The organism is Pseudoduganella umbonata, assembly GCF_014192225.1.
In the GTDB taxonomy this organism is placed as follows: Bacteria; Pseudomonadota; Gammaproteobacteria; order Burkholderiales; family Burkholderiaceae_D; genus Rugamonas; species Rugamonas umbonata.
This window is the reverse complement of record NZ_JACHXS010000013.1, coordinates 220,170-232,771: the sequence shown is the minus strand read 5'-3', so window position 1 is coordinate 232,771 and position 12,602 is coordinate 220,170. Positions and strand designations below refer to the sequence as shown.

The 12,602-nt window shown below is 60.7% G+C and carries 12 protein-coding genes, 1 other RNA gene and 2 pseudogenes; 7 read left to right on the top strand and 8 right to left on the bottom strand.

The features are described 5' to 3' along the window. Positions 1-11: 11 nt before the first annotated feature. Positions 12-440 (bottom strand): division/cell wall cluster transcriptional repressor MraZ, encoded by a 429-nt coding sequence (gene mraZ, locus FHS02_RS27480; RefSeq protein WP_137316218.1) that lies wholly within the window; start codon positions 438-440, stop codon positions 12-14. Between the two features lie 892 nt (positions 441-1,332). On the opposite strand from mraZ, the pseudogene FHS02_RS32205 reads away from it, so the two are divergent. From FHS02_RS32205 to FHS02_RS27455, 6 genes and pseudogenes are all read left to right on the top strand, one after another. Further along, positions 1,333-1,566 (top strand): annotated as a pseudogene (locus tag FHS02_RS32205) (T6SS effector phospholipase Tle3 domain-containing protein); the annotation flags it as partial. Then, positions 1,559-1,687: pseudogene (locus tag FHS02_RS32200) on the top strand (hypothetical protein); the annotation flags it as partial. The pseudogenes FHS02_RS32205 and FHS02_RS32200, both read left to right, overlap by 8 nt. A 39-nt stretch (positions 1,688-1,726) precedes the next feature. Further along, a complete protein-coding gene (locus FHS02_RS27470; RefSeq protein WP_137316216.1) occupies positions 1,727-2,776 on the top strand; it encodes a hypothetical protein in 1,050 nt (349 codons plus the stop codon). A 101-nt stretch (positions 2,777-2,877) separates the two neighbouring features. Then, positions 2,878-4,263, top strand: a complete 1,386-nt coding sequence (locus FHS02_RS27465; RefSeq protein WP_137316215.1) for a hypothetical protein — start codon at positions 2,878-2,880, stop codon at positions 4,261-4,263. Between the two features lie 14 nt (positions 4,264-4,277). Next, on the top strand, positions 4,278-5,621 hold the full coding sequence (locus FHS02_RS27460) for a hypothetical protein (protein WP_229422353.1): 1,344 nt from the start codon (positions 4,278-4,280) through the stop codon (positions 5,619-5,621). A gap of 17 nt (positions 5,622-5,638) precedes the next feature. Next, positions 5,639-5,902, top strand: coding sequence for a PAAR domain-containing protein (locus tag FHS02_RS27455; RefSeq protein ID WP_137316214.1), 264 nt, complete (start codon positions 5,639-5,641; stop codon positions 5,900-5,902). A 12-nt stretch (positions 5,903-5,914) separates the two neighbouring features. On the opposite strand, the gene glpK is transcribed toward FHS02_RS27455, so the two are convergent. From glpK to FHS02_RS27430, 5 genes are all read right to left on the bottom strand, one after another. Continuing rightward, positions 5,915-7,402 (bottom strand): glycerol kinase GlpK, encoded by a 1,488-nt coding sequence (gene glpK / locus FHS02_RS27450; RefSeq protein WP_137316213.1) that lies wholly within the window; start codon positions 7,400-7,402, stop codon positions 5,915-5,917. 9 nt (positions 7,403-7,411) lie between these two features. Then, an RNA gene (gene rnpB / locus FHS02_RS27445) (RNase P RNA component class A) lies at positions 7,412-7,749 on the bottom strand. Between the two features lie 5 nt (positions 7,750-7,754). After that, positions 7,755-8,183: a hypothetical protein gene (locus tag FHS02_RS27440; RefSeq protein ID WP_137316212.1), complete on the bottom strand. Its 429-nt coding sequence runs from the start codon at positions 8,181-8,183 to the stop codon at positions 7,755-7,757. 26 nt (positions 8,184-8,209) lie between these two features. Continuing rightward, entirely contained in the window at positions 8,210-8,425 is a 216-nt protein-coding gene (locus FHS02_RS27435) for a hypothetical protein (protein WP_137316211.1), read from the bottom strand. A gap of 25 nt (positions 8,426-8,450) precedes the next feature. Continuing rightward, a complete protein-coding gene (locus tag FHS02_RS27430; RefSeq protein ID WP_137316210.1) occupies positions 8,451-8,783 on the bottom strand; it encodes an ArsR/SmtB family transcription factor in 333 nt (110 codons plus the stop codon). Between the two features lie 129 nt (positions 8,784-8,912). Here FHS02_RS27430 and FHS02_RS27425 point away from each other — a divergent pair, with 129 nt between their 5' ends. Beyond that, the gene (locus tag FHS02_RS27425; protein ID WP_137316209.1) at positions 8,913-10,667 is read left to right on the top strand and encodes a thiamine pyrophosphate-binding protein; all 1,755 of its coding nucleotides are present in this window, start codon (positions 8,913-8,915) and stop codon (positions 10,665-10,667) included. Between the two features lie 63 nt (positions 10,668-10,730). On the opposite strand, the gene FHS02_RS27420 is transcribed toward FHS02_RS27425, so the two are convergent. Further along, positions 10,731-11,270, bottom strand: a complete 540-nt coding sequence (locus tag FHS02_RS27420) for a hypothetical protein (RefSeq protein ID WP_137316208.1) — start codon at positions 11,268-11,270, stop codon at positions 10,731-10,733. Between the two features lie 108 nt (positions 11,271-11,378). Further along, on the bottom strand, positions 11,379-12,491 hold the full coding sequence (locus tag FHS02_RS27415) for a porin (RefSeq protein WP_137316207.1): 1,113 nt from the start codon (positions 12,489-12,491) through the stop codon (positions 11,379-11,381). Positions 12,492-12,602 lie beyond the last annotated feature (111 nt).

Sequence of the window (12,602 nt, the reverse complement as noted above, 5' to 3'; positions counted from 1 at the left end):
GTTGCGGGCCTTTAGAAAGAGAAATCGGACAAGGTGTCCGGCATGCCGACGTCGATCGTGGCTTGCTCGTTTTCGGCGCGCTTGGCCGGATCCCAGATTTCAAAGTGCGTCAGCATGCCGGACAGGATCACTTCGCGGCCCAGCCCGACGGCGGCGCGCAGTTCCGGTGCCACGAGGATGCGGCCGGTGGCATCCATTTCCACGTCGCTGGCATTGCCCAGCAGGATGCGCTGCCAGCCGCGGGCCGACATCGGCCACGACGCGATCTGGTCGCGCTTGGCTTCCCAGACGGGACGCGGATACATCAGCAGGCAGCCGTCCGGGTGCTTGGTCAGCGTGAGGCGACCTTCGCACTGGATCGTCAGTGCGTCACGATGCTTGGCGGGAATGGACATCCTGCCTTTCGCATCGAGAGTGATCGCGGAAGCGCCCTGGAACACGGCTGTACTTTCTCTTCAGAACCTGGTTTGGATAAATCTGTTGTTGGTTTTGGGTGGCGCCGTTTCCGCCCCGGTATCCCACAAATCTGCACTTTTTGACACAGGTGCCCACTTTAAAGGTCGGCACGACAGTGGTCAAGCGATTTCCAAACGGTAAAACCCGATTTTTACTAATGAAATTAAGGACTTAGCGCGTATCGTTCAAGCAGTCTCAAGGCAGAAAACGTCGACAAATCAGGTACCTAGGCTATTTAGTGCATGTGCTACCTCATCTGCAGCGCAGCACAAAACACTGCCAAGTGGCAAACAATAAAATTTGAGAAAAATATAATGTTGCCCCAGTACAACGCCCACGTGGTGGGCTGACGTCGGCCGCAGAAAGGGAATTGAGGGGTCGGTGTGTCGCCGTTTCCCGACACTGTATCCGCATACAGTCTGCGTTGTGGGCGCAGTGGGTACTAGCGGGGGTGGGCAAATTGAGTGTGGATAAGGCAACGAATGCAGCTTTTGATGAAAGACTGACACATCACAAAAGATTCTCCGTAGAAATTAAATGTATAGACAACTTCACGATGCATGTATAGCCTGATGCCCGCGATTATACGCAACCCCTTCCTTTCATCTTGCTAGTCATGCGCAACGATGCTTGATGCTTTCATGCGGCTTCCAGCCGAAGCAAGTACTCATCAGCAAAAAAGAATTTTCTCGCTCGATCGGATCGATTGAAAGAGCAGGCGGCACCCCAGCCCTCAGCCGCGCACGTCAACCGGGCACGACCGACTATTGCGTCACCGCAACTCACGAAGAGCAAACTGATTCAACAATCTCCTGCGAGACATTTCCAGGAGGAAATCAGTGAAACAAGTGGATAGCACCTATCGAGGGGCGTTGCGTGGCCGACTCGTATGTATTGTGCAATCCGCCATATAGCGTGCTCAAGTTGAATGGCCTCCAGAGTTGGAGCGAACTGCATATGAAAGACCGCCATGGCGGTACCGGGCGGCAGACGGCGCAAGCGCGGTTTCAGACGCTGCGCGCCTTCTTCGACATTGTTCGCGAACCGGCATCGAACCAACAGAAAGCCGAGGATATAGACAAGCGCATGGCGAACCGTGCGCATGGATTCGATACGGCGAGCGACCGGCAAGCCTGCGGCTACGGCGAGCGACCGGCAAGCCTGCGGCTACGGCCCGCGTCAGGGTACCTGCGGCCGTATTACGTTGTACTGCAACCCGCATGATCAAGTCATCTCCGCCACGTCGATACAAGGCATTGGATGGCGCGGTATGAGCCAGGAGGAAATCATGGCGGCCGGTGGCACTGGTGTGTTCAGCCAGCGCGTCTTTGCTCAAGGCTTCAAGGTAGGAATCAAGAAGAACTACCACTTCTGGAACGACCGCCACAACAGGAACGCAATATCCGGCAGCAAGGAATTCTGGATACCAGCGTCTCCAAAAGTCAAATATTCGCTTTCTCAGGGCATGAGTGCCAGCAAGACCTGGTATGGCAAAGTTCTAACTGTCGTCTCGGCCCCGGTCATCGTTCCCGTTACCGAAACGGCGGCCATGTTTGGTGCGTGCATTAACGCGACGCCCGATAAGAGCTGGTCCATCCCCATTGACGCTCCTGAATTGCCCGAGGCATTTGAACCGGAAGGCCTACGCTTTGGCAAGTCTGGCGACTTCGACGAGTACTACGATGCGCCCGGACAAGATCGCGATGCCAATCGCGTGCGGGATGCTAATGATCCCTACGTTGAAGACCGGCCTTTACAGCAACGGACGAGTGAACCCCAGCGTGAGTCCACCGATGCCGCCAAAGGCAACCGCGACAGCGAAGGTGCGCGGCGCTATGAAGATCACGCGCGTCTGCGCATGCTCGCTAGACGCGAAAAGATGGTGAAGCCGGGCGAACCGGTGACCGCAGAGGACAAACCGGAAACAGCCGATGACGATTACAAGGTTTGGCGTACCAGGGAAATCAAGCGCTACTTGACCGAAAACATCGACAGCAACGCTACGGACCATTCGACCATCATGACGAACCCGATGCATGCGGAGAAGGCATTGGCTTATGACGTGGCCGTTGGAATGTGCAGAATTCCGGCGGCCGATCTTGACCAGCTAAGGATCGAGGCAGATTGGCGACTATGGCAGGGAATCGGTGACACAAGCCCGCAAAAGCCTCTCACCGCATATTTCCGGACCGGTCAGATGAATAAAAAGCCAATCTTTGAATGGGCCCACGACCCAGACAGCGAGGGGAACCTGCCTTCGAAAATTGAAGACCGCCGCGAATACCCAGCTCCGCCATCGTACCGTCCCCCTGGAGACTAATGATGCAGATATTAGTTGCAACGCGCACTCGCAGATTATGCTGGGCAGCCGTAACTTTTGTAGCAGTCGCTGCTCTTACCATGCATTATTCGTAGTTGGCGATGAACAATCCACTTGACACCCTGACCAACGGAGAAATGATGAAGCGCTTTCTCGTTATGCCAGCCCTTGCTGCCATCGCAATGCTTGTACTACTCACTGCATGTGCGAATAGTATGACATCAACTACAGTTGTTCAACCTATGGTATCGCATAGCACCCCGGAAATAACCAAGCCATACATGGCACAGGTAGTTGGTGTGCAATGGCTGAATCCATTGCAGCGGCGTGATTATTCGACCGAGTGGCAGCTCCTATGGACGCTAGGACTGGCGAAGTCAAACATTAACGATGACATAGTGCGCACTGACCCCAAAGGATTTTCTTCGTTACAAGTTGTCGGCTCGATTGTTAGTGGAGTGAACGGCAAAGAGACGTTCAAAGGCTTCCATCACAAATATATTGAAGCTCTCATTACACCATTTCATCAAAGTTATTTTTCTTACCCCACCTATTTTTATAATACGCATTCGCTGAAAGACAATAAGACTTGGCGTGAACTCGCCGGCATCCATATCGAGTATGCGATACCGCCCACTAAGCTCGATCCATCCGAGGTCGAAAAATTCACACAAGAAGCACTTATTGAAGTCTTCGCGATCGGCAATACTTATTTTCCTACTGCGTGGACACGTGCGACCCCACCGGAAGTGCGCGTCACAACAGGTGGGCCCAACGCGGGATTTACATCGCTTTCGGCCGCACTCGACTACCTACAAGCCCACTCTGACGAAACGGTCTGGGCAATGAATTGGGATGCACCAAGTTTTCCTCCAAAGGACGATCAGCTCAACGAAAACATGGTCCTGCTAGTTCTAGCCGGCCCCAACTACAAAACCGAGCGAGAACCACTCGCGTGGGTCGGCTACCCAGCCACTCACAACGTCGCCGACTTCGAGAAGAAATCCGACCTTCCACCCAGGGTCGTCCAGGCATGGAAAGCCACACTCGACAAGGCAGTTGCCAACGCCGGCAAGGAAGCCATCGACATCGGCTACGTCATCCACGACGCCAACAACACGCATCCCGACTCGTCGGACCGCATCGGCAACCTCGCGCACATCACATCGAAGGAAATCGTCGAATTCGACTTCATGAAGCAGTCGTTCAATACGTCAGCGCTGCTGGGAGAAATGGGCGCCGGCACGGCATTGACGAATGTCGCACTGGGCATCGCCTACGCTAATCACGTCGGCAAGAACGTGCTAGTAGCCGGGACCACCGAACTTGATAAGCCGACCGCAGTGGTCGTCGTCCCACCGGCGAAGGTCAGGCCGATCGATCACGACAAACCATGGTTCCGCGCCCGTGGTGAAAACAATGCATACCTGATGTGGTGGGGCTTGCGCCACGATGCCGAGCCAGGCATGCAAGGCTATTCAAAATAGACGGGTAGACATCCATGAAGAATCTTGCTGAATTCCCTATCGCTATCGTTACTGCCGCACTCGCTTCGCTAACCGGCTGCGCGAGTGGTCTGTCACAAGTCTCGCTGCCATCACAAGTCGAAGGTAGCGGCAATATGCACACCTCGGAGCCATTCGCTGCACAAGTAGTCGGAGTGCAATGGCTGAATCCACTCCAACGCCGCGACTACCCTACCGAATGGCATTTATTGTGGGCGCTTAAAATTTCCAAGCCAAACACTAATGATGATTTGGTACAAATTAACCCGGGAAAATATTCGACGATTCAATCGGTCTCATCCATAGCATCTGATATCGAGGGAAATGAAAGTTTTGCAGGATATCATGCCAAATATGTAAGCGAACTCATATATCCAATGCGTGACAAATACTTCTCGAGTTCAACTTATTTTTACAATGCTCACTCTCTCATCGATAAGAAAACATGGCGTGAACTTGGGGGAATCCATATCGAATATGCTCTGCCCGCTGGGAAGATCTCTCCCGAAAAAGCAGAAAATGCGTTGAGAGATTGCATGATCAACGCGTTCGACATTGGCAATATGAACTTCCCGAAAGCGTGGTCAGTTAGTACTCCACCAGATATCCAGGTTACCTTGGGCAATATTAATGTTGGTTTTACTTCGCTAATGTCCGCATTGGATTACCTTCAATCCAATCGGAGCAAAACTGTTTGGGTCATGAACTGGGATGCCCCCAGCCGGCCGAAAGACAAGCAAATCAACGAAAATATGGTCCTGCTCGTCCTAGCTGGCCCAAACTACAAGACGGAACGAGAAGCACTCGCGTGGATCGGCTACCCATCCACCCATAACGCTGCCGACTTCGAGAAGAAATCCAACCTCCCACCTAGAGTCGCCCAGGCATGGAAAGCCACACTCGACAAGGCAGTTGCCAACGCTGGCAAGGAAGCAATCGACATCGGTTATGTCATCCACGACGCCAACAATACGCATCCGGATTCGTCGGACCGCATCGGCAACCTCGCGCACATCATGTCGAAGGAAATCGTCGAATTCGACTTCATGAAGCAGTCGTTCAACACCTCTGCTCTGCTGGGCGAGATGGGTGCCGGCACGGCATTGACAAACGTTGCGCTGGGCATCGCCTATGCCAACCACATCGGCAAAAACGTCCTGGTGGCCGGAACGACCGAACTTGATAAACCGACCGCTGTGGTCGTTGTCGCTCCAGCCAAAGTCAGGCCGATCGACCACGACAAGCCGTGGTTCCGCGCCCGCGGCGAGAACAACGCTTATCTGATGTGGTGGGGCCTGCGCCACGATGCCGAGCCGGGCATGCAGGGCTATTCGAAATAACTGGAAAGGAGACAATCATGAAAGGCGTCATCCGCTTGAACGACCCCACCAGCCACGGCGGCCGCGTCATCGCCGCGGCACCGAACACCAAGGTCATGGGCATCGCCGTGGCGCGCAAGGGCGACCGCTGCCTGTGCCCCCTGCCCGGCCACACGGTATGCCTCATTGCCGAAGGCGATCCCAACGTGACGATCGACGGCGTGCCGGTAGCGTTCGAAGGCCACAAGACGACCTGCGGCGCCGCCCTGATCAGCACCGTACCGACAAGTGGCCGGGGCTGAAAAAGAAAAAAATCAATCCGCTTCCCACCCGCGCGACCGCTCCACCGCCCTGCCCCACCGTGCCAGCAAAGCGGTACGCCGGTCTTCCGGCATCCCCGGCTCGAAGCGCCGCTCGCACTGCCACTGGGCGGCGATTTCCTCCTTCGATGCCCAGAAATGCACCGCCAGTCCCGCCAGGTAGGCGGCGCCGAGCGCGGTGGTTTCCGTCACGCGCGGGCGCACCACGGGCACGCCCAGCAGGTCGGCCTGGAACTGCATCAGCATGTCGTTGCGGGCCGCGCCGCCGTCGGCGCGCACTTCCAGCACCGGCTGGGCGGCGTCGCGCTGCATTGCCGCCAGCAGTTCCGCGCTCTGGTAGGCGATCGCTTCCACCGCCGCGCGGGCGATGTGGGCGGCGGTGCTGCCGCGCGTGAGGCCGGCGATGGTGCCGCGCGCGTACGGGTCCCAGTGCGGGGCGCCGAGGCCGACGAAGGCCGGCACCAGTATCACGCCGCCGCTGTCGGGCACCGACGCGGCCAGCGCTTCCACGTCGCTCGATTTCTCGATAATACCCAGGCCGTCGCGCAGCCATTGCACGGTGGCGCCGCCCATGAACACGCTGCCTTCGAGCAGGTAGCAGGGCCCGTCGTGGAGGCGCCAGCCCACCGTCGACAGCAGCCGCTGGTGCGAGACCGCCGGGCGGTCGCCCGCGTGCATCAGCATGAAGCAACCGGTGCCGTAGGTGTTCTTGACCATGCCCGGCACGTGGCAGGCCTGGCCGAACGTGGCCGCCTGCTGGTCCCCGGCGATACCGGCCACCGGGATCGGGCTGCCGAACAGGGAAGCATGCGTGGCACCGACCTCGCCGCTGGACGACACGATCTCCGGCAACACCGCTTCCGGGATATCGAACAGCGCCAGCAGGTCGGCATCCCAGCGCATCAGGTGGATATTGAACAGCATCGTGCGCGACGCGTTGCTCACGTCCGTCACGTGGGCGCCGCACAGGTTGAACACGAGCCAGCTGTCCACGGTGCCGAAGCACAGTTCGCCGCGTTCGGCACGGGCGCGGGCATCCGGCACGTGCTCGAGCAGCCAGGCCAGCTTGGTGGCGGAAAAATAGGCGTCCAGTTCCAGGCCGGTGCGGTCGCGGATCGATGCCGCCTTGCCGGCGGCGCGCAGCGCGTCGCACTGGTCGGCCGTGCGGCGGTCCTGCCAGACGATCGCCGGGCCCACCGGGCGGCCGGTGGCACGCTCCCACAGCACGGTGGTCTCGCGCTGGTTGGCGATGCCGATTGCGCGTATCTGCGACGGGCGCACGTTCGCCTCGCGCAATACCTGGCGCGCCACGGCGAGCTGGCTGGTCCAGATGTCGCCGGCGTCGTGCTCGACCCATCCGGGCCTGGGGAAATGCTGGGGGAACTCCTGGGCGGCGCAGCCGCCGATGCGGCCTTCGTGGTCGAACAGGATGGCGCGCGAGCTGGTGGTGCCCTGGTCGAGGGCGAGGATGTAATTCTTCATGACCGAATCAAGTGAAGCAAGCCGATAGGCCGGATTCTGTTACGGCACCGGCAAGCCGGTGCTATGACAGCCATTCCTCTAGGCGACGGATTACTCCGCCGCTCAAGCTTTCTACCCGCACGCTCCGCGAGCAGCATCATCGCGTGCCTATTTGAAATTGCACCAGGTGGAGGTTACCGCGTTTCACCGTAACTTAATACGCTCGTCTCTGTGGCCCTATTCCTCGCCTTATACCCCGTGAAGGGCTTTCAGCGGACGGCCGTTAACCGTCACCCCGCTCTGTGGAGTCCGGACCTTCCTCCCGCCAACGCATTGCTGCGCCGGCCAGCGGCTGTCTGGCTTGCTTCGGGCGCTATTGTACCCGATCCGCCGCCGCGGGCCCGCGCCAGCGGTCGCCCGGCGCGCGCAGGTAGCGCTCGAACAGGTAGCGCCACGGCAGCGCCAGCGGCACGACCACGCCGACCAGGCAGGCAAACGCGGTGGCCGCCGTGCCCTCGTCCATCGTGCCGGCGCGCCACTGCGGCAGCGCCACCATCACCAGCCACAGCGTCTTCCACGCCAGTTCCCACAACAGCAGCGGCAGCATGCGCAACGGATAACGGATGCCCAGCAGCGCCAGCACGCAAAGCGCGCCCAGCATGCAGTTGACCACGCCCTGCATCAGGTCCTGCCCGGGTTCGGCCGACAGGATGCTTGGCCACACCTGCACCAGCAAGCCGGCGCCGATCAGCAGGTACACGGCACGTAACAGGTACAGCCGGAACAACGATACGTCGGTCATGGCACTCTCCCGGGGTGGATGGAAAATCAGTCGACTTGCTTGAGGATCTGTTCGATCGCCGCGATGCGCTGCCGCAGGTCGGCCAGCGAAGCATCGATGGACGCCAGCGCATGCGCCGTGTCGGCATTGCCCGCCGCGCGGTACTTCGCCTGCTGCACGGCGCTGTAGGCACGGATGCCGAAGAGCAGCAGGATCGCCAGCAGCACCAGCGAAATCGTCAGCAGGAACACTTGTTCGGACATCGGATACCTCTACTTTTAAGGTTGCTCAGGTTCGCTCGGGATCGCTCATAGACCTTACCGCCAGCGCCACCGCAGCCGGCGTGAGCGTGAAATCGAACGGCGCCACGTCGAAAAAATTCAATGCCTTGCCGTCCGCGGACAGCTCCATCTGGCTGCGCACCAGGCCCGCATCCTCCAGCTTCTGCAGGTGCAGGTGCAGCAGCGGGCGGCTGATGCCCAGCTCGCGCGCCAGCTGGCTCACGTAGTTGCGCCCGCCCTCGGCCAGCGCCGCCACGATGCGCAGCCGGTGCGGATTGTCGAGCGCCGCCAGCATGGCCAGCAGCTGGTCGCCGTCACTGCGCTTGTTCTTCGCTTTCATGTGTAAACAATATCTGACAGGTGTACGCATGTCAATACATCATCCGCAAAACGGAAATCGGTGTCGCCATTTCAAAAGCCCGGCGCCGGGCCCGGCTCTAGAATGCCGCATCACCCACAAGAGGCCCACATGACCCATCCCTCCCGTTCCGGCGGCCAGATCCTGGTCGATGCACTGAAGATCCACGGCGTCGATACCGCGTTCGGCGTGCCTGGCGAAAGCTACCTCGATGTGCTCGACGCGCTGCACGAGTCGGGCATCCGCTTCGTGATCAACCGCCAGGAAGGCGGCGCGGCGTTCATGGCCGATGCCTACGGCAAGATGACGGGCAAGCCGGGCATCTGCTTCGTTACGCGCGGGCCGGGGGCCACCAACGCATCGATCGGCGTGCACACCGCTTACCAGGATTCCACGCCGATGATCCTGTTCATCGGCCAGGTCGGCGGCGACTTCATCGACCGCGAAGCGTTCCAGGAAGTGGACTACCGCCGCATGTACGGCCAGATGGCGAAGTGGGTGGCGCAGATCGACCGCGCCGAGCGCATTCCGGAATACCTGGCGCGCGCGTTCCAGGTGGCCACCAGCGGGCGCCAGGGGCCCGTCGTGCTGGCCCTGCCGGAAGACATGCTGGTCGCGCAGGCCGCCGTGCCGGACCTGCGGCGCTACCAGCCGGTGCAGGCCAGCCCGTCGCAGGCGCAGATCGACACCCTGCGCGGCATGCTGGCCACGGCCCGGCACCCGCTCTTGCTGCTGGGCGGCAGCGGCTGGACGGAACGGGCCTGCGCCGACATCGCCCGTTTCGCTGAAGCGAACCGCCTGCCGGTGGCCTGCGCCTTCCGCTACCAGGACCTGCTGGACAACGACCACCCCCACTACATCGGCGACGTCGGCATCGGCATCAACCCGAAGCTGGCCGCGCGCGTCAAGGCGGCCGACGTGCTGATCGCCGTCGGCCCGCGCCTGGGCGAGATGACGACCGGCGGCTACACCGTCATCGAGGCGCCGCTGCCGCGCCAGCGGCTGGTGCACATCCATGCCAGCATGGAGGAACTGGGCAGCGTCTACCAGGCCGAACTGATGATCGCCAGCGGCATGCCGCAGGCCGCGGCGATGCTGGCGGCAATGGCGCCGATCGAGGCGCCGGCATGGGACGGCAGCGTTGCCGACGCAAAGGAAGAACTGCGCGCGTGGCAGGAACGTCCGGCTATCTTCCAGGATGGCCAGGCGCCGCTGGACCTGTGGCAGGTGGTGCGGGATATCGATGCGCTGGCGCCGCACGACGTGATCGTCACCAACGGTGCCGGCAACTACGCCACGTGGGCGCACCGCTTCCACCGCTACGGCGGCATGCGCACGCAGCTGGCGCCGACGAGCGGCGCGATGGGCTACAGCGTGCCGGCCGGCGTGGCGGCCAAGATCGTCGATCCGGAGCGTACCGTGATCACGTTCGCCGGCGACGGCGAATTCATGATGAACGGCCAGGAGCTGGCCACGGCCGTGCAGTATGGCGCGGGCCTGATCGTCATCGTGTTCAACAACCGCATGTTCGGCACGATCCGCATGCACCAGGAACGCGAATACCCGGGCCGGGTGTCCGGCACGGATTTGGAAAACCCGGACTTCGCCGCGCTGGCGCAAGCCTATGGCGGCCACGGCGAAATCGTCGAGCGCACCGCGCAGTTCGCGCCGGCGCTGCAGCGCGCCCTCGCTTTCACACGCGAGCGCAAGCTGCCGGCGGTCATCGAGCTGCGCTATGACGGCAACCTGATCACACCGGGCGCCACGCTGGAGACGATCCGCGGCAATGCGGAGAAAGAGAAAGCGGCCCGCGCAGGACACGCAGAACACGCAGAACATGCGGAAACCAGCGCAAAGACAAGCTAAGCGTTAGCTTGCGGTGCCAACCGGGGGCAGCGTTGCCCTCGGTACCACCAGCCCAGGCGTACTTCAGCCCTGGGACGGCGGCACAGGCTCCCACTTCGGCGCCGCGGGCTCGGCGCCCGGCGCCTTCTTCCCGGCCGGGCAGGCACGGCAAGCTTTCGGCTTTTGCGCGAAGTCGCGCACTTTTTGCAGGGTCATCGGCACCGACTCGTCGGCGCAATAGCCGCCGTCCAGCGTCAGCGTGTCGCCGTCCTTCGAGAACTTGCCGCTGAGCGTGCGCTCCGGCTCGTCGGGCGGCTGCACCGTGAAATACATCAGCCGGCCACTCGGGTCGATGTTGACGTCGTTCGCCACCACCGGCCACGACAGCCCGCCCGCCGTGTATTCGTAGATCACCGTGTCCACCTCGGCAAAGCGCTGCACCGTGATGCGCTGGCCGCCGAATTCTCCGCCCGGCTGCACGCACAGGTCGGAATACACGGCCATGCCGAAGCGCGGCATGCCGCCGCCCTTTTCCGGCACGGCTTTCCTGACGCCCTGCGGCGCAGCCACGGCAGCGGTACAGGTCAGCAGCAATGCGATGGCGACGCTCGATATTGTTTTCATTGGAAGGCCGGCGAAGTAAATTTGGCGTCATTCTAACGCACGAAAAAAAACCGGCCCGCGAGGGCCGGTCTTGTTGGCGCGGAACTGCTGCGCCGCTAAGCGAACAGCTTAGAAGGAGTGACGCACGCCCACGTTGAACGCGCTGTCGCCCGAACCGACTTCGGTGTTGCCGCCGACGGTGAATGCAGCGCCGTTCTTGTTGTCGATCTTTGCGTACGACACGTAGCCGGTGGTGCGCTTCGAGATGTCGTGCATGTAGCCCAGTGCCCACTGCTTGGCATCGCGGTTCACGGCTTCGCGGTCATCCTTGTAGATGAACGAAGCGATCACCTTGCCAGCGCCAGCCACCGGCACTTGCACGCCCAGCAGGCCGTCGCGGCTGTCGCGCGATGCCGGCACGGCGACGGTCGTGTAGGCGATGCCGCCGGTTACGCCGTTGACCGTGCCCTGGTTTGCGTAGGCGATGCTGTTCAGGCCCTTGCTGCGGTTGAACATGAAGTAGGCCTTGGCAACCTGGAAGTCATAGTTCACGGCCAGCAGGCTGTTGTGGCCGATGCCGCGTTCGATTGCTGCGGCCGTGGCGGTCGAAGCGGTGTCGTTGTTGCGGTTGTTGTAGGCAACACGGGCGTTCAGCGGGCCGTTGGTGTACGACACGGCGGCGCTCAGCTGGCGGCCGGCCGACGCTTCGGACTGTTCGCCGAAGCCGTAGAACACTTCACCGGAGAAACCGTTGAAGACCGGGGTCTGGTACACGACAGCATTGCTGTTGCGCACGTTGATGCCGTTGGCCGGGAACAGGTTCTTGGCCGAGCCGGACAGGCCAGCGGCGAACGGGTCACCCACTTGCACCAGCGCGTTGTACCACGGGGTGTACTGGCGACCGACCGTCAGCGTACCGGCGGTGGTGGAACGCAGGCCGACGAAAGCCTGGCGGTTGAACAGGGTGTTGCTGGTGTTGTCCAGCTGGCCGTCGTCGGTCTTGTAGCCCGTTTCCAGGGTAAAGATCGCGGACAGGCCGCCACCCAGGTCTTCGGTGCCGCGGAAGCCGATGCGCGATGCATTGGCGACGCCGGACGACACCTTCGTGACGTTGCCGTCTTTACCGCCGCGCTCGGCGACGATACCAGCGTCAACGATACCGTAGATCGTTACATTCGATTGTGCAAAGGCGGCGCTGCTCATGGCGCCCAGAACTGCAACGGAGATTAGAGTTTTTTTCATTACATTTCCTTCAGTTGTGTTGCATCTAAAAAAGTAAAGCAACGGCTTAATTCGGTCTTGCGGTGCCGGGACACGGACAGTCCGGACCGCTTATTTGTGAGGGCAAACCCC

What these genes read in the sequence shown, in the direction of transcription:
- FHS02_RS27420 (WP_137316208.1), bottom strand. Translation starts at nt 11,270, where the DNA reads ATGAAAACAATATCGAGCGTCGCCATCGCATTGCTGCTGACCTGTACC.
- FHS02_RS27435 (WP_137316211.1), bottom strand. Translation starts at nt 8,425, where the DNA reads ATGTCCGAACAAGTGTTCCTGCTGACGATTTCGCTGGTGCTGCTGGCG.
- FHS02_RS27455 (WP_137316214.1), top strand. Translation starts at nt 5,639, where the DNA reads ATGAAAGGCGTCATCCGCTTGAACGACCCCACCAGCCACGGCGGCCGC.
- FHS02_RS27430 (WP_137316210.1), bottom strand. Translation starts at nt 8,783, where the DNA reads ATGAAAGCGAAGAACAAGCGCAGTGACGGCGACCAGCTGCTGGCCATG.
- FHS02_RS27425 (WP_137316209.1), top strand. Translation starts at nt 8,913, where the DNA reads ATGACCCATCCCTCCCGTTCCGGCGGCCAGATCCTGGTCGATGCACTG.
- FHS02_RS27460 (WP_229422353.1), top strand. Translation starts at nt 4,278, where the DNA reads ATGAAGAATCTTGCTGAATTCCCTATCGCTATCGTTACTGCCGCACTC.
- FHS02_RS27470 (WP_137316216.1), top strand. Translation starts at nt 1,727, where the DNA reads ATGAGCCAGGAGGAAATCATGGCGGCCGGTGGCACTGGTGTGTTCAGC.
- FHS02_RS27415 (WP_137316207.1), bottom strand. Translation starts at nt 12,491, where the DNA reads ATGAAAAAAACTCTAATCTCCGTTGCAGTTCTGGGCGCCATGAGCAGC.
- FHS02_RS27440 (WP_137316212.1), bottom strand. Translation starts at nt 8,183, where the DNA reads ATGACCGACGTATCGTTGTTCCGGCTGTACCTGTTACGTGCCGTGTAC.
- glpK (WP_137316213.1), bottom strand. Translation starts at nt 7,402, where the DNA reads ATGAAGAATTACATCCTCGCCCTCGACCAGGGCACCACCAGCTCGCGC.
- FHS02_RS27465 (WP_137316215.1), top strand. Translation starts at nt 2,878, where the DNA reads ATGAACAATCCACTTGACACCCTGACCAACGGAGAAATGATGAAGCGC.